Raw genomic sequence first — 22,911 nt, 5'->3', positions numbered from 1 at the left:
CTTATTAAATAATACCAATATAGATTTTTGTATATATCTATCTATTAAAAACTTAAACATATAAATACATATATTTATTCATCCTTTAAATTTTTAAAATGATTTTCAAATAAATCTAATGCATCTTTGTCAATCACTTCATCTTCATGTAATGCTGAAAGTAAACTTTGTAAAGAATTATCATGTATATTACTTAAAAAATCTTTTGTCTCAACATTCAAATATTCTTTGTGACCAACAACTATCGTATAATGAGTATATCTATCTATTTTTTCTGCATTCAAGAAATGCTTTTTAACAAGTCTTGATAAAAGTGTCAATGTTGTTGTTTGTTTCCATCCATATTTTTGTTCCATAGCTTCAATAGTTTCTTTTGATGTTACTGTATCATTTTTCTCCCAAATAAACTTCATAACTTTTAACTCTGCTTGTGGTATTTTTGAAATTGTCATAGCCTTACGCCCCTCTCAAACTTTTATTAAATTAATACTATCGCAATATAGTTTTTAAGTCAAAGATTTTGTCGATAATAATATTTTCCAATTTTTTCCATAATTTATTTCTTGCTATAATTCTATAACAAATTACATAAGTAATGATTATTCTACATAATAAATTTAAGTACATAAATAAGATATAGATTATCAAAGAAATAAAAATTTAAATTTTCTTATTGATTCATATATTAGAGACCATATATATCATAGACATGTTTATATTTCCTATTTTTGTAGAGAAATGATTTCAAAAAACTAAAAGTGTATTTGTATTTAATTTTTTGGAATATTCTTCTTAAGATTAATTTAGATTTCAATAATATGTCTATTTTTAAGTTAAAGTTTTTTTTAAATCTTTGATTTATTCTATCTTATTTTAGACAATATAAAATAGTAATTTTCATAAACTGTAACTTAATTTATAATAACTATTCTAATTACTTATCCTCTTAAAATCATATCCTATATTTAAATTTAATTTTTCATTATATCAAAATAATTTTCAATTAAATAAAAAAATGAAAAATAAAAAAAATTACTTACACTAAAATTTTTCTTAATGTATAATCCTAATATAAATAAATTAAATTGGGAGGTAAATAAGTATGCCACAAAATAAAAAAGAAAGTTTGATATTCACAGTGCTTATGTGTGCTTTTATGGTATTTTTTATGAGTATCTATAATATCTCTTTACATGAAGGTCTTTCATCAGAAACTGTAAAAAATGCTTGGATGGGGTTTCCGCTAGCCTATGTAGTAGGTATGATTTTTGATTGGTTTATTGTTTCTAAAATTGCTAAAAAAATTGCATTTTGCATTGTAAATCCACAAAGTAAACAAATTGCAAAGGCCATTGTTATATCAAGTTGTATGGTATGTGGGATGGTTATATGTATGTCTTTATTTGGAGCCATTGAATCAGTTGGTTTCTCTAGCACAACCTTATTTGTATGGGCTGTTAATATACTCAACAACTTTATCATTGCATTGCCGTTGCAACTACTAATTGCAGGCCCTTTAGTGAGATTTGTTTTTAGGAGATTATTTCCTGAAGGAACAATTGTAGACTGTTTATAATTCACAAAACTACATAAAACTTTATACTATAAGTATGTTTATCCTAAAGCAAACTACTACACTATACAATAATTTTTAATTAATGGCAAAATAAATTTATTACCAAATTTATTTTGCCAGCAAATTTATTCTTAATCGTATTTTAGATTTATGAAATACTATTCAAATTCATTTAATTTATTTACATCTAATTTTTCATCTTTTCTATTTATTAAAACTGAAATTAAAATCTTAAGTTAAATTTTATGTATGTTCTTTATAAATCTTTTTATTTCAAATTTTTGATATTTCTTTTGCTAACATTTTATAAAATTTACATTTATCTCTTTTTTAACCATCAAAAGATATTATTTTATAGATAATTTATTAATATAATTTCTGTTCTTAATAATTGTTCTAGTAATATTTCTTATTTTTCACATTCTCTTCAAGGTCACTCATTCCAATGTATTTTTTACTTTGTATAATCAAGTGAAGATTTTATTATATAGTAGATTTCCAGTACTTCTATACTTCCACCCTTCTAAAAATAAAGTATACTTATCATAATCGATCAGTACTAGTTAATCAATAATATAGGAGGATGTTGTATGATCAAATTAAATACTTTTATGAATGTTTTAATAGGTACTTTCAATAATTCTGAACAACATGAGGGATTACAAAATAGATGACTCAAATGGAAAAACAAACTTTGTATATAATTATATGTAAAAGAAAATAATAAGTTTTTATAAGCAAACAGGTATGTGTTCAAGCAATAGTATATGCCTATTTTGATTTGATGAATATAGAATAAAAGGTATTGAATTTATAGTAAAAACAAAACAGAAGGTAACAACTAATTATAGTTGCTACCCTCTAATCTACTTAACTATTTTTTCTATTTCCTCAAAAGCTTTCTCATTTCCATTCCCACCAATTTGAGTTATATTTTTAAATTTCTTATTCTTAATTAACTCTTTTTGACTATTATCTAATCCACTTCCAACTAAGACTACTGGAGATTCAGTTTTACCTGCAAGTACTCCTACTGATAAAGCATCTACTAAATCATCTTGTTTATTCATTCCATTCTTAGCTACATATAAGTCATTAAGTATCTCTTTGCTATAGAAATGATTTATTACTTTTGAATTAGTTTCTGTTCTATCAGAACCCGCTATTTTAGTTACAGATGGTAATGTATTACTCACTTCTTTAGTATTAAATAAAGATTCTCCACCTATTACATATGACTTTGATATATCTTTATTAGCTATTAAGTCTTTTATATCTTTCATATCATCATTTTGATTGGTAAGAAGAATTGGCATTTCCTCTTTTGCTGATATAGCTCCCATGCTTACTGCATCAGCTAGTCCTTTTTCTCCATTAACCACTACCACTTTTGACAACTTGGAGTTTTTATCTAATTCTTTTGCAAGTTTTATTGATGTTTCGTATCTATCATTTCCAGATATCCTAATTACATTTAATCCCTTTGTCTTTAAATCAGATACTACTTTTTCACCTACAGACTTTAATCCACCTACTATATACACATTTTTTACTTCTAATCTATTTATTTCTTTTTCTGTTAACTTATTTAAGTTATTATTTTGAGTAAGTAGTATTGGTGCATCTTTTGACTTAGCAAGTGGTGTTGCTGATAAAGCATCTGATATACTAGAATCATTTATTAATACTATATTATCAGCTTTTCTCCAACCTTTTTGGCTTATCTTCACAGAGGTATCATTTCTATCTGTACCTGTTATTTTTTCCTTAGATAGTATTGTATTAAAGTCCTCTTTACTTGAAGTTCCACCAGAAGAACCACTTGAGCCCGTTGATTCTTTTTTATAAGTTGCTATAAAGTCAATACTATCATTAAAAACTAATCTACTTACCTGTTCTGATGTATATACTTTTTCATCTTTGTTATTTCTCCAACCACTGAATTCATAGTTTTCTCTTTGAGGATTAGCTTGAATTTCATTCATACTTGAATTGTCTAATATCTCTTTTTCATTAATTATACTCCCATCATAATCTATATATCTAATTCTACATTTTACTAATTTATCTACTGATATATTTACGTCCATATATTGTGTGTCATCTACTGGACCATACTTATATTGCAAACTATAATTTACATTACTTGGAAAATCAGAAGCATTCTTCCATGTTAAAAGACCAGTTGATGTGTCATAATTTCGTGGATATAATTCTTTTAATTTTAAATTTTCTTTTCCTATGTCCACAACTATGTTTTCACCTATTTTTATAATACTTTTTTCTATATATTGGCTACTACACTCTAGTGAATTTAATTCTTTATTTTTACTGATATCTATTTTAGTTAAACTATTATTACCACAAAGTAAAGAACGTAAATTTATATTTGTAGACACATTTAAATCTTGTAATTTATTCTTAGCACACCCTAAGTACTCAAGATTTACAAGCCCTTTTATGTTTAATTCTCTTAGATTATTACCTGAACAGCTTAAATTTTTTAAAATAACATTATTACTTAAGTTGAGAGATTCAAGTTTATTGTTAGTACAATTTAAAGATTGTAATTTTGGATTATGGCTTAAATCTATACTTTTTAAATTGTTATTAAGAAATTGCAAACTTTCTAAATTTTTATTATTACTTAAATTTATTTCTGTTAATTCATTACTCGTAAAAAATAAACTTACCAAGTTTTTATTATTTTTAAGGTCTAAACTGGTTAATTTATTTGCATCACAATTTAATTCATTAATAAGACTATTATTTTTTAAATCTATATTTAATATCTTATTTCCACTAATGTCTATATACTTTAATTTTATATTTTCACTTAAATCTATATTTTCTAAATTGTTTGAACTACAATCAAGTTTTTCTAGACTTTTAAAATTTTCTATTCCATCTAAGTTATCTATTTTTTTTGGATTAGGAACATCTGGATTTTTATGTAAATTTAATTCTAAACAATTCTCAATTTTATTTAAATCGCTTTTATATATCTTGTAATTATCTTTTGATGCAATTTCATTTGTTGTTGGATCGTTTCTGTTTTCCAATACCATTTCTACAATATCTCTTCTAAAAGAATCATCTGGAAAACTACTTGTTATATCTAATTCATTCATATTCTTTCTATTATTATATTGAATATCACTATCAATACCTAAATCTAATGCATTTGCTACAAAACCAGCTTTACTCATTATCAATATTAGACTAGAAACTATTAATAATGATTTTACATATTTCTTAAAACTCATAATATACCCCCATATATTAATAATAGTATTATCTAAATAGTATCATATTTATAGCCTTAAATAAACATCAAGGTCACCTTAAATATAATATCTATATTGAAATAAAATAAAAGAATATTTTTGTTTATAAAAATTTAGTACAATAAATTTATTAAAAAACATATAGGATATTAAGACAAGGACATTAACCTGTATTTTTCTTTTACAAAGTTTCTGCTTTGTACATTGTTGACTATAGGTCATCATCATATATTGAAGTGAATTTTTCTCATATAGCCTTACTTGTTTCTTTGAATTTTGTTCCAAATTCCTCCCCCATAACATACATATTTTCTGTTTGATATGGTTTATAATCTTTTACAATTACTACCACATGGCTTTCCTTTAATCTTTTATAATATAATTCTATTATCTTTGCCAATAGTTTATCTTCTCCACAATAAACTATTATTGAAATAGTAACTCCTTAAAATAAATAAAGTATAAAGAGTTATTACTAATCCCTATATACCTTATACTTATAGCTTTAGTATTAAATTTTATAATTTTTAAGCAAATGATGCATACTTTAAATCAATTTTAAAAGTTATTAAATAATTAAAAAAGTCATTATAAACTTAAAATCATATTTATTATATATATTTAGATCCTAACTAATCAATCCATCCATCTTTTCTTCTATAGTATTGTTTAGGAAATTCATAGCTTGAAAACATTAATGGAGATAGAGAATATGAGTAACTACCTGCATTATTAATTGAAATCACATCTCCTATAACTGCCTTTTTTAATTTAACATTATTAGCTAACACATCTAATGATGTACAAAGATTTCCAACTATTGTTACATATTCTTCTTCTTCTGAACTACTTAATACTGAAAAATAAAATGCATGATTTGATGTATATAATGGTTCTTGCCCTTCTAATTCTACACCACAAGTTACTTTCTCAATTAAATTAGAAATAATAGGTCTCATAAATCCATTAAGACCATTTCTTACAACAAGATACTTTATCCCTCTTGATACCTTAATATCGACAATTTTAGTATAGTAATTACCTGATGTGCAAACTACAAAACGACCTGATTCAATAAAGAGTCTAGCCTTTAATGTATTTGCATTAGTAGAAACAATCTTTTCAGTTAATATTGAAAGCTTTTTAAGATTAACTGGACTTTCTTTAAGATTGTCATATACTACTCCAATACCACTACCAAAATTTATAAATTCAATATTTATATGTTCACTTTTATTTAAATTTAGTGCTATGAGAAAACATTTTTCATAATAACATCCTAACTTTTCAAAATCTAACACTTGAGATTTAATATGTATATGAATTCCAACCACAGATATATAGTTACAAAGATTTAGTATTTTAAAAACATTATCTATATCTTCTATATCAATACCAAACTTGCTTGATATAGAGCTATCATCATCCATAGTAAAAGCAGGATTTATTCTTATGCCTATTTTAATTTTTTTATTTTGTTTTTCTGATATTTTATTTATAAGTTCTATTTCTGTTATACTATCTGCAATAATTATACACTTATCTAAAACAGCTTCTAGCTCCTCTTCTAGCTTTCCTGGTGCAGAATAGTAAATATTATCTCTATCCACTCCACATTCTTTTGAAATCAATACTTCTTTCATGGATGCTGCATCTGTTCCAAACCCTTGTTTAGCAATGCTTTTTACAATTTTATTATATGGATTTGTTTTGATGGAATATAAAAAATCAAAACCTAAAATACTATTTTTTAACTCCATACACCTTTCGATTATATTAATCTCATCATATATATAACATGGTGCATGTTCTTTTATAAAACTATATTCTTGATTTAAATACATATTTTATACCTCCAAAGTTATAGATGATTTTATTAATTAAGTTCCTATACTGTTTATAATATATTTTACTATAGATTGGTATAGTTAACTATATACATATGCTTAAAGTATGCATTTCAAGTATTTTATATAGTAAACATTCAATAGTAATATTTATAAGTTTTTATGCCATAAATTCATCTATCTAATAAAAAAATATAACTTAAAATTATTATATTGAATATATTTTATATCCAATCTTAATTGTTTTTGCCTAATTTTTTGAATGATTTATTTCAACTTTATTACAGATTAAAAAAGTGTATTGTTGTTAATGTATTCTCGTAGTATCCTAAATTTATATGAAACTTTAAAATTGTGAGGTTATATATGAAATTTTTAATGGTCTTTTTAGCATATTTTTTAATGTATATTTTACTGGTACGTATTGGAAAAAGAATTAATAAGATATATCCATACAAAAATCATATTTTTACATGGATGATTTTAATTTTATTAGCATTCTACATAGTTACTAATATTGCTAGTTTTCTAAAATCACTTCTTTAGGCTGTTGGTTTTAAACTACTAAATGAAATGAAACTCATTTTATAGAATATATATTTAAAAAGTTTTTATAAAATTTAAATATTACTATATCATTAAACATTATTTTAAAATAATATGGAGGTGTTAATATGAAAGTATGTATTCTTATGGGAAGCCCTAAGAAAAATGGTAATACTGCTTCTATTTTAGAACCATTTATAGAAGAACTAGAAAACTATAATGCAAATCTTGAAATGTTACGGTTGTATGATTATCAAATAGAACCTTGTATTGCCTGTAAAAAATGTCAAGAAAATTTATCTTCTTTTGGATGTTGTCGTCAAGATGATGTTCATAAAATTTTCAAAAAGGTTCTTATGTGTGATTTAATTATTCTTGCAACTCCAATTTATTCTTGGTATTGCACTTCTCCAATGAAAGCATTGCTCGATAGATTGGTATATGGTATGAATAAATACTATGGTGATGAAAAAGGACCAGCACTATGGTCAGGAAAATCAGTAGCACTTATTACAACTTGTGGATATAGACCTGAAAAAGGAGCTGATATCTGGGAAGATGGTATAAAGCGTTATTGCAAACATTCACAGTTAAAATATATAGGAATGCTTGTTGAACGTGATTTAGGTAAGCCTAATTTTATGGATACAGAAAAAGAAGAACATTCTCGTCAATTTGCAAAACAAATTTATGATATTTTAGAGAATTCATTTAAAGCAGATAACTGTTAAGTACATAATGCTACATGGAAAGTATTGGTAATATAAATAGAGCTTATAATAATTTTAAAATTATATAAGCTCTATTTTTATATGTTTTTATTCTCCAATTGATATATTATTTATGCCACTGTTTTTAACTTCGACAATTGGTTGTCCATTTCCTAAGATATAATCTTTAGACCAACCTTCTGGTAATTTATTCAGACCATTTCCAATCAACTTCAAGTGTAAATTTGATGGTTCTTTTTTCAAGTTTAATTTGAATATGCCATCAAAGGTATCTTTGCTGTCCTTTCCAAACAAACTTATATTGCCACTTATATTTGTAGCTGTTACATTTACAATTCCATTGTTTCCTCTAAACTTTATCTCAGATGATATAGTTTCGGCTGTTACACCTGAAATCCCACTATTAGTATTTATATTAAAAGGATATGTTACACTTTTGTCGATAACTTTCGCAATTCCATCATTGACATCAACTGTAGCTCCCCCCTTAATATTATAAAGTTCTACTGAGCCTCGTTCAACATCTACTTTAAAATTAGAATACACTTTATCTGGAATTCCAATCTTTATTACATTTACTCTCTTATCTTTATTTGCATTTATCATATTATCGCCATTCATATCTTGCAAGGAACCATCTTTCTTCTCTATTGTTTTCTTAGCACTTACAACCAACTTTCCATTTTTTCCATTATTAGAAGCAGTCTCTTTATTCACAGAAAAAGTACAATTTTTTTCATTAGTTACACTTACATAATCAAACTCAAATTTATCAGTATTCGTCTTTTCAACAACTACACCTAAATTATCAGTTTCTATATATACTTCAGAAACTTCATTTCCTTCAATTGAAGTTAAGTGTTTTACAATATTTGGAGTTATATTCATATTATTATATTCCACCATATCTAAACATTGTTTATATATATTGGCATCAATTCCTCCAACTTTTGTTATACTTTTAGCTCCTTTTAAAATACTTTTATTACTTCCATCAGCAACTAAAACAATTGGCTTTTCTTTTGCTAGTGGAGATAGTGTTAATGCATCTACTAATTGATATCCTCTTGTTATGTAAAAGTCAGTTGATTCATTATAAAACTTTTCTATTACTTTTTTATTGGTTTCAAATCTATCATTTCCACCAACTCTAGTTGCATTAGTCTCCCTTACCAAATCCTCATTTATTGCAGATTTGCCACCTATAGCATAAATATTTAATCCTTCAATCTTAAATGGAATTGATTTACCATCTGTAAGTATTATAGCTCCTTTGTTTTTTGCAGCTACAGGTGCTATGCTCATAGCATCAGCCTCTCCTACAAACCCATTTGTCAACATGACATCTTTTACCTTACTAACTTCATTTATTTTTTTTGCTACATTGTAACTAGTTTCAATTCTATTATTTCCACTTATCCTTTCTACTTCAATACCTTTTCTTTTTATATCTTTTTCCACGGAACTTTCAATAGTATTATAACCACCAATTATGTACACTTTTTTTACAACGTTCAAATTCTTGTTATCTAGTCTATTTGAAGTGGCCTTTGGTATTTCATCCTTTTTAGTCAAAAGTATTGGCGCGTTAATAGCCCCAGCTAGTCCACTTGATGAAAGTCCATCAGATAAATTTTTATCTCCATTAACCAATATTACAGTGTCATAAGTCTGCCTATCTGCTATAAGCCCTGCTGTTTCATATCTATCAGTTCCTATTATAGAATCTTCTTTGATTTGTGCACTTGCAGTTAAACTATTAAAAAGAATTAGAGTCAAAGCCAAAGTTGATATACCTATTTTTTTACTGAATTTTTTGAACTTTTTATTCATAATTCCTAATATTTCCCCCTTATTATAATTAATTATTTTTTTAATTTTTATAAATTTACCTCTTTACTTACAAATTATAGCATAATTTTATAATTAAATATCTATTCACCTAAAATTATTTAATATAAAAAAGCTGTATTTCTATTTATTAATTACTTGACTATTAATTAATAAATAGAAATACAGCTTAAAATGTTCGACTTTTTACCAAAGTTATTTAATCCGATTAATAAACTAAAAATTTGCACTCTACCAAATATAAGGTATAATACGATATTTTGTTTTTTGACAATATTCTTTATACCCATCAAGTTCAGCACTAAGCAACTTTTCTTCATCTAATATACGAAACACAACTATTATGCATAAAGGAATTACAGCAATCATTCCCCACCATGAATTCAGTGCTAGAGGTGTAAAAAGTATAATTAATATAGCACCTAGATACATAGGGTGTCGCACAACTGAATATGGTCCATCAGTAATTACTTTTTGATTACTCATAACAACTATAACTTTTGATGTAAAAGAATTGTAGCGAAAAACAAAGAATACAATTATAAATCCAATTAAAATAAGTACATCTGATATTATTGTCAAAATAATTGGAATACTAGACCAAGCAAAGCGGTTGTCTAGAGCTGGTACTCCTAGCAATCCAAATAAGAAAAGAAATCCAGCGATACTTTGACCAAGTATTTGTTGTGGACGTGTTTCCTTTGATTTGATGCGACGTTCAAGTAATACTGGGTAATTAATCATCAGGTAAATTGTAATTATACAAGTTGGAATACAAAAGGCAGTCAGAAATATCCATCCTTGCCAAAAATCAATTGTACCAGTTAAACCAAAAATTAAGCATGCTAAAACTAATATAAAAGCAATAACAGATACACTTGCTAAAATGTATAAAGATTTTATTTTTTCTTGCATTTAAAACCTCCAGCACAGCTTTTTTCTATAAAAGCAATAAACTATATGTAAGATAAATTAAGATAAATATAGAAAACAATTATAAGTTAATAAAAAATTAAGTTCCTTAGACTTTTAAATATATTATAAAATTATTTGCTACCATTGTTTGTTATTGTGGCAATTTGGTAGCAAATTTTATTTCTATCCCATTTTTTAGAATATACTTATATTAAAATATTTTTATTGCATAGTTTGATATTTTTCAATATTTATACAGCTTTTATCATCATCTTGCCACCATCAAATACATACTCAACCATATTATGTTCATATAAATATGTTATATAAGAACGTATTGTACTACCAACTAGAACGTATTGATTAGCATCTAATTTAACATTGTACACATCACACATTTTTTCAATGACTTCATCAATCATAATTGGTTCACAGCAAACCTTTTTAATATTAGATATTATTTCTTCCATCTTGTCTTTATTTACATCAATTAAATCTTGTATACTTGTAGTCTTGACAGAGTGACTTGGAACAAAAAAATCTGCATTAAGAGTTTTCATTTTTTCTAACGTTTTAAATTGTGAATCTATATCTAACAAAAAGAAGAAATGATATTTACTAATTATATTTTCTGGTGTAAGACTGTCTGCAACAAACAAAACATTATCTGGAGTTCTAACACCAATCATTTCAAAATAATGACCAGGAAGAGAAATCGCCTCAAGTTCTGTATCTAAAATTTTTCCATTTGAAGGTATAATATAATCAACTTCACTCTCTTTTGCTAATAAAAATTTATTTTTTAGTGCTTTACTTGGATACCCTCCATACAAAAATGCCGATTCTAATATTGGATTTTCTGTAAAGTATCCTTCTATTTTAGTTGTAGCAATCTTACATTTTGTTTGATTTTTCAAATATGCATTCCCTCCTATATGGTCTGCATTTGAATGAGTGTTTATTATTAATTTAGGATTTAAATTATGCTCCTCTAATAGTCTAAGAATTTGTCTAGCAGTATCTTTGTTATTTCCACTGTCAATTAAAATTGCATTATTTCCATCTACATATACACCTACTATTGTAGGAAGTGGAATATAATATGTATTTCCTTTTATCTTCTCTAAAGTCAGTTTAGCCATTTTATAACCTCCCTTTAAATTTATTTTTAATTATAGCATTAATTTTCAGAAAATTCCAATCAAATTATTTTTATAATATGTTTTTATTTTTTTTATTAAAAATTGGAAAAACTATATAATATATATTATAATCTATATATAAGGAGTGATGTTATTGAAAAAAGATAGAATAACTTTTTCAGAAATTTTAATATTAATTGTAGGCTGTATATTAATGGCAATTTCTCTTAACATGTTTTTTAATCCACATGCAATTGCTGCTGGTGGTATAACAGGTCTTGGAGTTGTTTTAAATTCATTATTTGGTGTACAACTTTGGATTGTCAATTTACTTTTAAATATACCTCTATTCATATTTGCTTACAGAATACTTTCAAAGAAAGATTGTTTTAAAACAGTCTTAGGAATAATTTTTCTTACTATAGCACTTAAAGTTACTGCAAATATGACTACACTAGATATTACAAATGATATGTATCTTGCAATTATATCTGGTTCTATTTTAATGGGAGTTGGTCAAGGCCTTATTTTTAGAATAAATGGCTCTACAGGTGGAACCGATTTGATGGCACTCCTATTGAATAAATATTTCCCTACACTTAGTATTCCTGTTTTGATGGGTATTGTTGACTGTGTTGTAGTAGTACTATCGGGAATAGTAAATAAGCAAGTTGAGATTGCACTTTATTCAACTGTGGCACTATACATTTTAGTAAAGATTAGTGACTTACTTATTGAAGGATTTAATTATTCAAAATCATTTACTATTATATCTGACCTGTCAAAAGATATAAGTAAAAGAATAATGGAAGATTTAGATAGAGGCGCAACTATTCTAAAAGGTGAAGGTGCTTATACTGGAGAAAATAAAAATGTGCTTTTAGTTGTAGTTGAAAAAAAAGAAGTTGTCGAACTAAAAAAATTAGTGAAAAGTGTCGACCCTAATGCGTTTATAATAATTACAGATATACATGAAGCTTTAGGAAATGGATTTAAAAAAATAGAATAATCACAAAAACAAACAGCAAGCATAAATTTCAAATATAAAAAACTTATATTTTTATATTTGAAAATTGTGCTTGCTGTTTTTCATACAATAAACAGTCAAAAAATACACTACTTAGATTTATTTTAAGATTTATCTCATTATTCTAAGTTCACATTATTTATTAGTTTAATATCTATAATTACATTATAATTATCTCCCAACTTTGTATAAATTCCTATGCATATAATCTTATCTGCAAACTAGAAGTTTTTATAATTATTATTCTCCATTATATCATTTATTGATTTTTTTAACAATTAAAGCAAATATAAACTTAAACACCTATGTAATTACTAACTATAAAGTGTTTTAAAATTACACAAGACCTATATTTATAGATTATAAGATATTTATATAAAAATGATTCATAAATATAGCCAAATTGCTCTAAATATGTATATAATAAAAATAATATGATGATTATATTTAACACTGTCAATAAAACTAAAAATATTAAAAGGAGAACTTAAAATGAGTGTTAATTTACAAAAAGGACAAAGAGTAAGTTTAGTAAAAGATGCTAATCCTGTAAAAAATTTAATTGTAGGATTAGGATGGGATATGAACAAATTAGGTAAAAAAAACTATGATTTAGATGCATTTGCAATAGCATTAACTAGTGAAGATAAAATGAAATCATCAAAAGATTTAGTTTATTTTGGACACCTTAAACATCCTTCTAAATCTATCATACATACTGGTGATAACTTAACTGGAAGAGGTGAAGGAGACGATGAACAAATAAATGTCAATTTATGTGATATACCTGAATATGTACATAAAATAGTTTTTGGAGTTTCTATATACAGAGCTAAAAAAAGAAATCAAGATTTTGGCCAGATGAATAATTCTTTTATAAGGCTAGTTGATTCAAATTCTAGACAAGAATTATTTAAATATAACCTTCAAGAAGACTTTTCTGGTAAAGTAACCGTTTTGGCTGGCGAAATTTATCGTAGAAATAACGAATGGAAATTTAATGCCCTAGGAATTGGTCAAAATGAAGAGCTTCATGAATTAACTGATATATATCGTTAATACTAACTATAACAAAAAAATTATAAAAGGAGTTGTTTTAAATGGGTATAACTTTAGCAAAAGGACAAAAAGTAAGTTTAACAAAAACTAACCCAGGTCTTAAGAAAGTAATGGTAGGATTAGGATGGGATACTAATAAATATGATGGTGGTTTTGATTTTGATTTAGATGCTTCTGCATTTTTAACTGGAGCTGATGGTAAGGTAACAAATGATGGGGATTTCATATTCTACAATAATTTAAAACATGCTTCTGGAGCAGTTGAATACATGGGAGATAATAGAACAGGAGTTGGAGATGGTGATGATGAGCAAATAAGCGTTGACTTATCTAAAATACCACAAAACATTGCAAAGATATCATTCACTGTTACTATAAATGAAGCTGTTACAAGAAGACAAAACTTTGGACAAGTTGAAAATTCATATATAAGAATTTATAATGAAGAAACTAGTGAAGAGCTTATCAAATATGAGTTAGGTGAAGATTTTAGTATAGAAACAGCAATAGTGGTTGCAGAGTTATATAAACATAATGAAGAATGGAAATTCAATGCCTTAGGTTCTGGTTTTGAAGATGGGCTTGCAGGATTATGTGGAAATTTTGGTGTTAATATAGGTTAATAAGTAGTTTAAAATAAAAAGGTAGCTACTATTTTAAGTGCTACCTTTCAATCTACTCCTCTTATTCTTGCTGACTTTTTATTCATTCTTCTAATGCTTCCATTTTATCGCCCTTAAATTATTCTTTCTCCTATAGTTTTGAAAGATAATAATAAATATATATCTTATTTCCTGAATATTATATGCTTCTCAATATAATGCATTGTAGTTAGAAACTCACTGAACCATACTTTAATACAAGCCAACTATCCCTATTGTAATTGTTATAGTGGTCTATTGTATTGGTTTGTTTCCATATTGCCTACCTTTCATATATTGGAAAATATAAATAATCTACTGTGTGCATTGTTCGGCTAAGCCAAACAAATACAACTCAATTTTCTCTCATTCTAATACCACCATAAAATATCTTATGTTTTAGGATGATAATTTTCATTCATTTTATTACAATTTATACTATAGTTTTATGTGCTTTGTTAATATTTGTAATATTTTAGACACTCTTTATACTTATGTTACTGATATACTTTGATTAAGAAAAGTAAATATAATATGAGTTGGTGATTATTTATGAAAGATATTTTAAAGAATTCTTTTCGTACTATACTAGGGTTTTGTATTGGTGCGTTAATATGTATATCTTATGAATTTATTTCTAAAAAAGAAATAAGCTTTTATACAATTAGACTATTTATTTTTTTACTTGCTGGAGTGCTTATAGGTTCTCTAATACGTATAATATTTTTATATTTAAGACAAAACAGAAAGCATTAATAGAGTATATTATAAAGGAGATAATGCTATATGGATTTTTGGAACAATACACTTTTAAGTATAGGAGTAATATTCTCAATAGGAACTACAATAAGATACTTAATTAAAGGTAAAGCTAATTATTGCAAGAAAAAATATTTAGATAAGTTAGAATTGAAATATGGAAATATAGACAGAGAAAAAGCTATTAAACTAGAACTATTTTTTAACTATTTAATAAGTTTAGAATACATAATAATGGGTTTATTAATAAAAAAATTTGATACTGCAATAATATCAGTGATATTAGTATCTATTATAACACTAGTATCTTATTATTTAGTTAGGAAGAAATATATAACTCTATAAGAACCACTAAGATTAATTAAATTAAAAAAAGAACTCCTGTTATTGAGTTCTTTAATACGCCTTTATTGGTATCCTAAATTCTTTTGTTTCCATGTTATCAGCTGATAATACTACTTCTATATAAGCTTCTTTTTTAAGCATAATACAATTTTTAAAATTAAATTGTTCTATTCTAAAATTTATTCCTTTATGAATTGTAGTATTATCTTTTGGGTGCCATCTAAGTTCTTTATTTATCTGTTCAAAATTGTTATTTTCTCCAATATCTACTTCCATATTAATAAATTTCAAACTTAATATGGGGCTTTTTGCAACAATAGTACTTTTATTTTCTATTACAAAATCAACTAAGTTATTACTATGAATTTCAGCATAAATATTAGCTTTATCATCTAACTTATTTGAATCAAGTCTAATATATCCATTACCATTCTCATAATAATCACCCGCCATATTATTCTCATTATTTCTTCTATATTTTAATATCAATTTGGCTTGTTTATTAGATTCCATAAAAGCCATAATTGATATAATTAAGGCTGCTATTGCTGCAAATGATGCAATTACAGAAATTATATTTACATAATTACCAAGAAATTCATTAAACTGATTGAGCATATCTTTTTCTCCTTAAAAACATTACTTTATCTTATTATAGTTGTATAATATTTTTTACATTTACTTTTAATTTATTACACAAATTTCTTATATAAAAAAAGACCATCTATCAAGATGATTCTCTAGACTAAGTATCTATGTTTTTGTTTATACTCTGTAACAGCATCATTTCATGCCTCTTGCTCTCTTATTCCCTTTTCTCTAGCAATTCTCTGTGCTATCTTTCTAACTAATTCAGCATTTTTTAATATTCCTATACTAACCACTTCCTTATCTCTATTTTATATTATACCATACAATAAGGAATAAAGCTAATTCCTATTAAGTTTTGTTGCTCGTTTCATAAGTTCAAAAACTTAATCCCCCTAACATCTTCTTTTAATTTATTATATAAAAAAGACCATCTATCAAGATGACCTTTTGACTTAATCTATTTTTTACCTTTACACCACTTCTTATTGGTATCATCTTTTATGTAAGTTCTAAATATTTCACAACAACCTAAACATAAATCAGAACATTTCTTTGAGACTTTAGAGAAAAATCTTGGATTATTTGCATACCATATTATTATATCTCTATGTTTTACTAATTTTCTATCTTCTAGTAAATTTAGGTTAAATAATAATTTAGGATTATTTTCTCTTAATTCCTGATTATTTACATCTGAAATATTACCTATTGATAAATTATCTTCAAATGATACAATTTTATTATGTGGTATTAACTTTAACTTCATTGCTTCTTTTAATAAATAACAGCATCCTCACACCCTGCCTAGTCAGTTCAATAAGCTAGAGTAATCTCTTAATTCTAGCCTAGTATATATTTAGTTTTGATAGTAAAATTATTCATTTCCACAATATTATTATCTTACATAATTATCAATAAAAAATCTCAGGATAGTTTCTAAATAGTCTCATTTTCAAGCTTTTCATGAAAAAATGGGTAATTCAAATTCCTTTATTTTGAGATATAACATATTAATAATCTTACTATTGATAACTGAATTATTTAATAATCTTATTTTTTCTACTTCTATAGTTCATAGCATTTTGATTTCTTTACTTAAATTTTCATCCATAATCCATATCTCCTTTTCCTTTTGAATAATTTATTTCAATTTATTTACAGTTCTGCAAAATTGATTGCTATTATTAACAACTCATATTACTCTAGAGTTATACTAATTTATGAGGTAATTATTTATGGACTATTATCCTATGTTAAAGTATTTAATAACTTTTTTAATTGCGATTTTTGTTTTCATTCTGATAAATTCCATTTGTCAAAAGATAGAAAAAAGTTTCAAATTAAATGGATTTAAAAAGTTTCTTTTTTATTTATTTACATATTTCATTGGTTATTCAATTATTAGGTATTTAGATTATTTTTTTACAATTTATAGTTAATATTAGGAGAATAAATTTATGACTGTCTTTTCTTATTTGCAAGAATCAAACACATTTATCATTCTGTCTATAATTTTAGGAATACTTATGACAATCAATGATAATAAAAAACAACTATTAAAATTTAAAATACTGAATTATTGTTTTTTTATATGTATGAGTATCTCTTATATTTTTTCTTTTTTAGTCTTTTTTAAAGACTTTAGTTCAAACATATTAGAAATTATTGCTCATATTTTGTCTATAATACTATTAATCGCTTGTAATAGAGTTTCGACTAAAAATACTTTAAATACTAGTCTTTACACTTTACTAGCATTTTGGTTTAGCCCTCTTATGCAGTTATTTATTTAGTTGCTGCAAATTAAAAATAGTAAAACAATAAATATGACATAATAACCACTCAACTTCTAAATTCAAAACTTTGTAGTTATGAATATACTTTAGATATGAAAAAGAAGGTAACAACTATACTTAGTTGCTACCTCCTAATCTTTTTTCTCATTTCTTTTTTCCCAAACTCTACTGAAATATCAAAAAATGATGCTATATTCTCAGTAAAAAACTTATTTTTATGATATGCAATATCAAATGTCCTGCATAAGTCAATGCCTTCAATATCACAAGACCATAAAAGATTTTTCTTTACGTAATCTTCAACAAGAAGTTCAGATATAACAGCAATACCAAAATTATCTGTAACTGCTCTTAGAATAGCTTCAGAGTTATAACATGACCATCTAATATTCATTGGTATTTTTAATTCTTTCAATTGATTTTCTAATTGCGCTCTTGTTCCACTTCCCAGTTCACGCATAATTAATGGCTGGTTTGAAAGTTCTGAAACTTTTACTGAATCTCGATTGTAAAATTTATGCTTATTGGAACATACAAGTACAAGGTGGTCCTTAATAATGCTTTTTATCACAATATCTGGATGATTAATCTTTCCTTCTACAATTGCAATATCTAATTCACTATTAAGTAATTTTTTTACAATTAGACTTGTATCTTCAACAAACACTTCAGGTTCCACTAAAGGGTTTCTTTTATATAACTCTAATATTATTGGGCTTATCACACAAGTGCCAACAGTTACTGTTGCTCCAACTCTTATTCTAATATTTTTAGCACAATGTTTCATACAATCAATCATCTCTTCATTTATAGATAAAAGATGCTTTCCATATCCTAGAAGCTTTTTTCCTGCTTCAGTTAGGTATAGTTTTTTTGAAATTCTATCAAATAATTTAACTCCATACTCTCTTTCTATTTCCGAAATAGCTTGACTAACTGACGACTGTGTAATATACATATTTCTTGCAACTTCACTCATTTTGCCACATTCAGCAACCCTTACAAATATCTCAAGGCTACGAATAGTCATATTATCACGACCTTACCAAATATTAGTAAATACTTATGATTTTATTAACATTTTAGTATTTTACAAATACATTGTCAAGAACTATAATTTTAGCATAGAGTTATAAAAAGGATTGGAGTGTGATATTGTGAAAGTATTAATTATAGGTGGAGTTGCTGCTGGAACAAAAACTGCTGCAAAAATAAAACGTGAAATGGGTGACAATTGTTCTGTTACAATCCTCAATAAAGGCGAACATATTTCTTATGCAGGCTGTGGCTTACCATATTATGTTGGTAAGGTTATTGAAGATAAATCATCTCTAATTGTAAATACACCTGAGAGCTTTTCTAAACTAACAGGAGCAGAAGTTCGATGTGGAGTTGAAGTTACATCTATTGATAGAAAATCAAAACAAGTAGTTTTGAAAAGAATTTCAACAGGAGAAGAAGAAACTATTAGTTATGATAAACTTGTAATTGCCACAGGAGCAGACCCAATAAAACCACCAATACCTGGAATCGATTTATCTGGAGTATTCTTCCTGCGTACTCCAAATGATGCAATAGCATTAAGAGATACTGTCGAAAATGGAGTCAAGAGAGCTGTTGTCATTGGTGGAGGCTTTATTGGTCTTGAAATTGCTGAAAATCTTTCTGCTATGGGTATACGTGTAAGTGTTATTGACATGGCCGAACATGTTATGCCTGGATTTGATACCGATTTCGCTGAATATGTTGAAAATCACCTAGCTGATAAAGGTATTATGATTTTCACAGGCGACCAAGTTATAGGAATTGAAGGTGAAAATAAAGTAGAAAAACTTCGTACCAAAAATAGAGTTATTAAAACAGATTTAGTGGTTATGTCAGTTGGAATTCATCCTAATACAGCCTTTTTAAATGATACAGATTTAGAATTTGCTCCAAACAAAACACTTATAGCTGATGAATTTATGCTTACAGCTGATGAAAATATATATGTAGTTGGAGATTGTGCTTGTGTAAAAAATGCTTTGACAAATAAACCTACATGGTCACCTATGGGTTCATCTGCAAATCATGAAGGTAGAATTTGTGCTCAAAATATAGCTGGAAAATCTAAAACTTATAAAGGAGTTCTTGGAACAACTGTAGTCAAATTGCCAGAACTTAATGTAGGAAAAACAGGTTTAAGTAAAGAGTCAGCTAAAAAAGAAGGTTATGATGTTTGTTCTATTACTATAGCTACTGATGATAAGGCTCACTATTATCCTGATGCATCTAATTTTATAATAAGAATGGTTGCTGAAAAACATACTAGAAAGTTATTAGGTGTTCAAGTTATGGGCCCTGGTGCAACTGATAAGATAGTAGATATAGCTGCCACTGCAATAACTTTGGGAGCAGACCTTTATTCATTAGAAAGTATGGACCTTGCATATGCACCACCTTTCTCAACAGCTATTCATCCTTTTGTAGTGGCAGTAAACGTGTTACAAAATAAACTTGATGGAGAACTCGATAGTGTTTTACTTGATGAAATTGAAGATTTTGATAGCTGGACTAAACTTGATGTTTCAAAAGCCCCTTCTATTCCTAACCTACGTTATTTACCTGTTGGTGAAATTAATGGAGAAATTGAAGGTCTTTCTAAAGATGAAAAGATTCTTCTTCTATGTGCAAAAGGTAAAAACAGCTACATGGCTCAAAATCGTTTAAGACGATTTGGTTATACAAATACAAAAGTCCTTGAAGGTGGAATACTATTTTATCCAAATCTTAAAGCAATGGAGGATTAATTATGAATAAGATTACAACAGAACAAAAAAAGGAATTAAAAGGTAGAGGCTTTTTACCAAGTAGAGATGGAGAACATTTTGCTGCACGTATAATAACTGTAAATGGAGTAATCAATACCTCACAAACGAAAAAGATTGCTGAGGCTGCTGAAAAATTTGGAAATGGTCAAGTAGCATTTACTACTAGATTAACAGTAGAATTACCTGGTGTAAAATTTGAAGATATTGAAGCTTTAAGTGCATTCATTGCCAGTGAAAATTTAATCACAGGTGGAACAGGTTCAAGAGTTCGTCCTGTTGTAGCATGTAAGGGAACTGTTTGTGTTCATGGATTGATTGATACACAAGCACTAGCTGCTGAAATTCATCAAGAATTTTATAAAGGATGGTACGATGTAAAGTTACCTCATAAATTTAAAATCGGTGTTGGTGGATGCCCTAATAATTGTATTAAACCTGACTTAAATGACCTTGGAATTGTTGGTCAACGTGTACCTGATTATGACCCTGAAATATGTGTTGGATGCAAAAAATGTTCTGTTATGGAAGTCTGTCCTGTCAAAGCCGCTAAATTAACAAATAAAGGAAAGCTTGAAATAGATAATAATTTGTGCAATAACTGTGGTAAATGTATAGAAAGTTGTAATTTTGATAGTATTGAAGAAAAAGAATCTGGCTACAAAATATACATAGGAGGAAAATGGGGCAAATCTGTTCGCCCTGGAACACAAATTGATAAACTATTTTCAAAAGAAGAACTTATGACTTTAATTGAAAAAACTCTTCTTTTATTTAGAGAACAAGGTAAAACAGGTGAACGCTTTGGAATTACGATTGATCGAATTGGTGTTGATAAATTTATAGAAATGCTTTTATCAGATTCTGTATTGGAAAGAAAGCAAGCTATACTTGATGCTCCTTTACATCTTAAAGGTGGAGCTCAGTGTTAATAAGAGTACTTTTAATTTAAATTTTAAGAGTATATTTAGCGTATATAAATAATCTATATAAAAATAATATAGTAATTATATGCCAGATAGATATAGACACAAAGGATTTATAAAGATAAATTTTTAATGCATCTTTATAAATCCTTTCTTTATCAAAACTGTATACTTATTTTATTCTAATTATATATCAACACTCTTTTTAATATTTATTAAGATAATTTTATATATAAACCATGATACAATAAAAAGACCTAGATATTAATCCAAGCCTTTTAGTATTAAATTAATTTTGAATTGTATTAATTGAAAAGTTTACTATACCACTATTTCCATTTTCATTTACAACCAAATACCAAGTTCCTGTATTAGGAACTTTCATTCTACATAGAGTTTTCTTAGCAAATCCACCATAATAATCATAGTTTCTTTGATTTTTAAATTTAACATAATTTATATGATCTAATAATATCACATTAGCTTGTTTCTCCAAGTTTACTTCTACAATATCCCCTTTTTGCAGATGCATCTTACTATAACTATATTCCATTTAATTAACCCTCCACAATTGAATAACTTTTCTTATTTATTACATATTAGTCCTCTATATCTGAAAATTTATTTAAAATATCATAAATACTATATAATTACATGATTAACCAGCTCTAACCTTATCTACTACAACCCAAAGTCTATTTAAAATATTATTAGCAACAACTTTTCCATCCCATGTTACTTTTTCATCCTTATTTTCTAACAAAGCATAATACCCAGAGTCAGAACTTTCATCTTTATAGATTGTAACATAAAATTCTTCATCACTATATTCAGGTCTATCTTTAAAGTCTTCAGATATTTTACATTTTATTATATATCCTTCTAATTCTTCCTCTATAAACAAATTAATTCCTCCAATCTCTATATTTTTACTAATTATACCATATTATGTCATAATCTATGTATTTTATAGGAAATTTCTATTTTTTCTTTATTTTATAAGAGTATTATATAATTTTATACTTTTTTACTTTATATTATATTCATTAATTCTTTTATTTTCTT

19 protein-coding genes and 1 pseudogene are annotated in these 22,911 nt (G+C 26.3%); 8 read left to right on the top strand and 12 right to left on the bottom strand.

What is annotated here, in order from left to right; translation table 11 throughout:
- Positions 1–74 precede the first annotated feature (74 nt).
- Positions 75–452, bottom strand: coding sequence for a BlaI/MecI/CopY family transcriptional regulator (locus IR151_RS15205; protein ID WP_227436021.1), 378 nt, complete (start codon positions 450–452; stop codon positions 75–77).
- A 650-nt stretch (positions 453–1,102) separates the two neighbouring features.
- Here IR151_RS15205 and IR151_RS15200 point away from each other — a divergent pair.
- Positions 1,103–1,576, top strand: coding sequence for a DUF2798 domain-containing protein (locus tag IR151_RS15200; protein WP_227436019.1), 474 nt, complete (start codon positions 1,103–1,105; stop codon positions 1,574–1,576).
- Between the two features lie 866 nt (positions 1,577–2,442).
- Here IR151_RS15200 and IR151_RS15195 read toward each other — a convergent pair.
- From IR151_RS15195 to IR151_RS15185, 3 genes are all read right to left on the bottom strand, one after another.
- Entirely contained in the window at positions 2,443–4,842 is a 2,400-nt protein-coding gene (locus IR151_RS15195) for a cell wall-binding repeat-containing protein (protein WP_227436016.1), read from the bottom strand.
- A gap of 268 nt (positions 4,843–5,110) precedes the next feature.
- Positions 5,111–5,263, bottom strand: coding sequence for a hypothetical protein (locus tag IR151_RS15190; RefSeq protein ID WP_227436015.1), 153 nt, complete (start codon positions 5,261–5,263; stop codon positions 5,111–5,113).
- A gap of 232 nt (positions 5,264–5,495) precedes the next feature.
- Positions 5,496–6,707 (bottom strand): pyridoxal-dependent decarboxylase, encoded by a 1,212-nt coding sequence (locus IR151_RS15185; RefSeq protein ID WP_227436008.1) that lies wholly within the window; start codon positions 6,705–6,707, stop codon positions 5,496–5,498.
- A 677-nt stretch (positions 6,708–7,384) separates the two neighbouring features.
- On the opposite strand from IR151_RS15185, the gene IR151_RS15180 reads away from it, so the two are divergent.
- Complete coding sequence (locus IR151_RS15180; protein ID WP_227436006.1) at positions 7,385–7,987, top strand: flavodoxin family protein; 603 nt, start codon at positions 7,385–7,387, stop codon at positions 7,985–7,987.
- 87 nt (positions 7,988–8,074) lie between these two features.
- Here the strand turns inward: IR151_RS15180 and IR151_RS15175 are convergent, their stop codons facing one another.
- From IR151_RS15175 to IR151_RS15165, 3 genes are all read right to left on the bottom strand, one after another.
- The gene (locus IR151_RS15175) at positions 8,075–9,820 is read right to left on the bottom strand and encodes a cell wall-binding repeat-containing protein (protein WP_227436003.1); all 1,746 of its coding nucleotides are present in this window, start codon (positions 9,818–9,820) and stop codon (positions 8,075–8,077) included.
- A gap of 249 nt (positions 9,821–10,069) precedes the next feature.
- Entirely contained in the window at positions 10,070–10,753 is a 684-nt protein-coding gene (locus IR151_RS15170; RefSeq protein ID WP_227436001.1) for a methyltransferase family protein, read from the bottom strand.
- Between the two features lie 251 nt (positions 10,754–11,004).
- Positions 11,005–11,895: an MBL fold metallo-hydrolase gene (locus IR151_RS15165; RefSeq protein WP_227435999.1), complete on the bottom strand. Its 891-nt coding sequence runs from the start codon at positions 11,893–11,895 to the stop codon at positions 11,005–11,007.
- A 148-nt stretch (positions 11,896–12,043) separates the two neighbouring features.
- Between IR151_RS15165 and IR151_RS15160 the strand changes: the two genes are divergently transcribed.
- The 4 genes from IR151_RS15160 (at position 12,044) to IR151_RS15145 (ending at position 15,726) form a co-directional block, all read left to right on the top strand.
- Positions 12,044–12,904: a YitT family protein gene (locus IR151_RS15160; RefSeq protein WP_227435997.1), complete on the top strand. Its 861-nt coding sequence runs from the start codon at positions 12,044–12,046 to the stop codon at positions 12,902–12,904.
- A 510-nt stretch (positions 12,905–13,414) separates the two neighbouring features.
- Positions 13,415–13,981, top strand: coding sequence for a TerD family protein (locus IR151_RS15155; protein WP_227435995.1), 567 nt, complete (start codon positions 13,415–13,417; stop codon positions 13,979–13,981).
- A gap of 41 nt (positions 13,982–14,022) precedes the next feature.
- Entirely contained in the window at positions 14,023–14,604 is a 582-nt protein-coding gene (locus tag IR151_RS15150; RefSeq protein ID WP_227435993.1) for a TerD family protein, read from the top strand.
- 804 nt (positions 14,605–15,408) lie between these two features.
- Positions 15,409–15,726, top strand: a complete 318-nt coding sequence (locus IR151_RS15145; RefSeq protein WP_227435991.1) for a hypothetical protein — start codon at positions 15,409–15,411, stop codon at positions 15,724–15,726.
- Positions 15,727–15,777: 51 nt separating this feature from the next.
- Here the strand turns inward: IR151_RS15145 and IR151_RS15140 are convergent, their stop codons facing one another.
- The 3 genes and pseudogenes from IR151_RS15140 to IR151_RS15130 form a co-directional block, all read right to left on the bottom strand.
- On the bottom strand, positions 15,778–16,344 hold the full coding sequence (locus IR151_RS15140; RefSeq protein ID WP_227435989.1) for a hypothetical protein: 567 nt from the start codon (positions 16,342–16,344) through the stop codon (positions 15,778–15,780).
- Positions 16,345–16,774: 430 nt separating this feature from the next.
- Positions 16,775–17,086: pseudogene (locus tag IR151_RS15135) on the bottom strand (DUF1835 domain-containing protein); the annotation flags it as partial.
- A gap of 1,151 nt (positions 17,087–18,237) precedes the next feature.
- Positions 18,238–19,143 (bottom strand): LysR family transcriptional regulator, encoded by a 906-nt coding sequence (locus IR151_RS15130; protein WP_227435985.1) that lies wholly within the window; start codon positions 19,141–19,143, stop codon positions 18,238–18,240.
- Positions 19,144–19,270: 127 nt separating this feature from the next.
- Between IR151_RS15130 and IR151_RS15125 the strand changes: the two genes are divergently transcribed.
- Entirely contained in the window at positions 19,271–20,902 is a 1,632-nt protein-coding gene (locus tag IR151_RS15125) for an FAD-dependent oxidoreductase (RefSeq protein WP_227435983.1), read from the top strand.
- A gap of 2 nt (positions 20,903–20,904) precedes the next feature.
- Positions 20,905–21,852 carry a 4Fe-4S dicluster domain-containing protein gene (locus tag IR151_RS15120; protein WP_227435981.1) on the top strand — a complete coding sequence of 316 codons (948 nt, stop codon included), beginning with the start codon at positions 20,905–20,907 and terminating at the stop codon, positions 21,850–21,852.
- A gap of 283 nt (positions 21,853–22,135) precedes the next feature.
- On the opposite strand, the gene IR151_RS15115 is transcribed toward IR151_RS15120, so the two are convergent.
- Both IR151_RS15115 and IR151_RS15110 read right to left on the bottom strand, forming a co-directional pair.
- Complete coding sequence (locus IR151_RS15115) at positions 22,136–22,399, bottom strand: DUF1883 domain-containing protein (RefSeq protein WP_227435979.1); 264 nt, start codon at positions 22,397–22,399, stop codon at positions 22,136–22,138.
- A 105-nt stretch (positions 22,400–22,504) separates the two neighbouring features.
- Positions 22,505–22,750, bottom strand: a complete 246-nt coding sequence (locus IR151_RS15110; RefSeq protein ID WP_227435977.1) for a hypothetical protein — start codon at positions 22,748–22,750, stop codon at positions 22,505–22,507.
- Positions 22,751–22,911: the final 161 nt, after the last annotated feature.

Origin of the sequence: Clostridioides sp. ES-S-0006-03, from assembly GCF_020662275.1 — a bacterium.
Lineage (GTDB): Bacteria > Bacillota > Clostridia > Peptostreptococcales > Peptostreptococcaceae > Clostridioides.
Note: the sequence above shows the minus strand (reverse complement) of the source record. Positions and strands in the feature narration are given on the sequence as shown.

What these genes read in the sequence shown, in the direction of transcription:
- IR151_RS15205 (WP_227436021.1), bottom strand. Translation starts at nt 452, where the DNA reads ATGACAATTTCAAAAATACCACAAGCAGAGTTAAAAGTTATGAAGTTT.
- IR151_RS15200 (WP_227436019.1), top strand. Translation starts at nt 1,103, where the DNA reads ATGCCACAAAATAAAAAAGAAAGTTTGATATTCACAGTGCTTATGTGT.
- IR151_RS15195 (WP_227436016.1), bottom strand. Translation starts at nt 4,842, where the DNA reads ATGAGTTTTAAGAAATATGTAAAATCATTATTAATAGTTTCTAGTCTA.
- IR151_RS15185 (WP_227436008.1), bottom strand. Translation starts at nt 6,707, where the DNA reads ATGTATTTAAATCAAGAATATAGTTTTATAAAAGAACATGCACCATGT.
- IR151_RS15180 (WP_227436006.1), top strand. Translation starts at nt 7,385, where the DNA reads ATGAAAGTATGTATTCTTATGGGAAGCCCTAAGAAAAATGGTAATACT.
- IR151_RS15175 (WP_227436003.1), bottom strand. Translation starts at nt 9,820, where the DNA reads ATGAATAAAAAGTTCAAAAAATTCAGTAAAAAAATAGGTATATCAACT.
- IR151_RS15170 (WP_227436001.1), bottom strand. Translation starts at nt 10,753, where the DNA reads ATGCAAGAAAAAATAAAATCTTTATACATTTTAGCAAGTGTATCTGTT.
- IR151_RS15165 (WP_227435999.1), bottom strand. Translation starts at nt 11,895, where the DNA reads ATGGCTAAACTGACTTTAGAGAAGATAAAAGGAAATACATATTATATT.
- IR151_RS15160 (WP_227435997.1), top strand. Translation starts at nt 12,044, where the DNA reads ATGTTATTGAAAAAAGATAGAATAACTTTTTCAGAAATTTTAATATTA.
- IR151_RS15155 (WP_227435995.1), top strand. Translation starts at nt 13,415, where the DNA reads ATGAGTGTTAATTTACAAAAAGGACAAAGAGTAAGTTTAGTAAAAGAT.
- IR151_RS15150 (WP_227435993.1), top strand. Translation starts at nt 14,023, where the DNA reads ATGGGTATAACTTTAGCAAAAGGACAAAAAGTAAGTTTAACAAAAACT.
- IR151_RS15145 (WP_227435991.1), top strand. Translation starts at nt 15,409, where the DNA reads ATGGATTTTTGGAACAATACACTTTTAAGTATAGGAGTAATATTCTCA.
- IR151_RS15140 (WP_227435989.1), bottom strand. Translation starts at nt 16,344, where the DNA reads ATGCTCAATCAGTTTAATGAATTTCTTGGTAATTATGTAAATATAATT.
- IR151_RS15130 (WP_227435985.1), bottom strand. Translation starts at nt 19,143, where the DNA reads ATGACTATTCGTAGCCTTGAGATATTTGTAAGGGTTGCTGAATGTGGC.
- IR151_RS15120 (WP_227435981.1), top strand. Translation starts at nt 20,905, where the DNA reads ATGAATAAGATTACAACAGAACAAAAAAAGGAATTAAAAGGTAGAGGC.
- IR151_RS15115 (WP_227435979.1), bottom strand. Translation starts at nt 22,399, where the DNA reads ATGGAATATAGTTATAGTAAGATGCATCTGCAAAAAGGGGATATTGTA.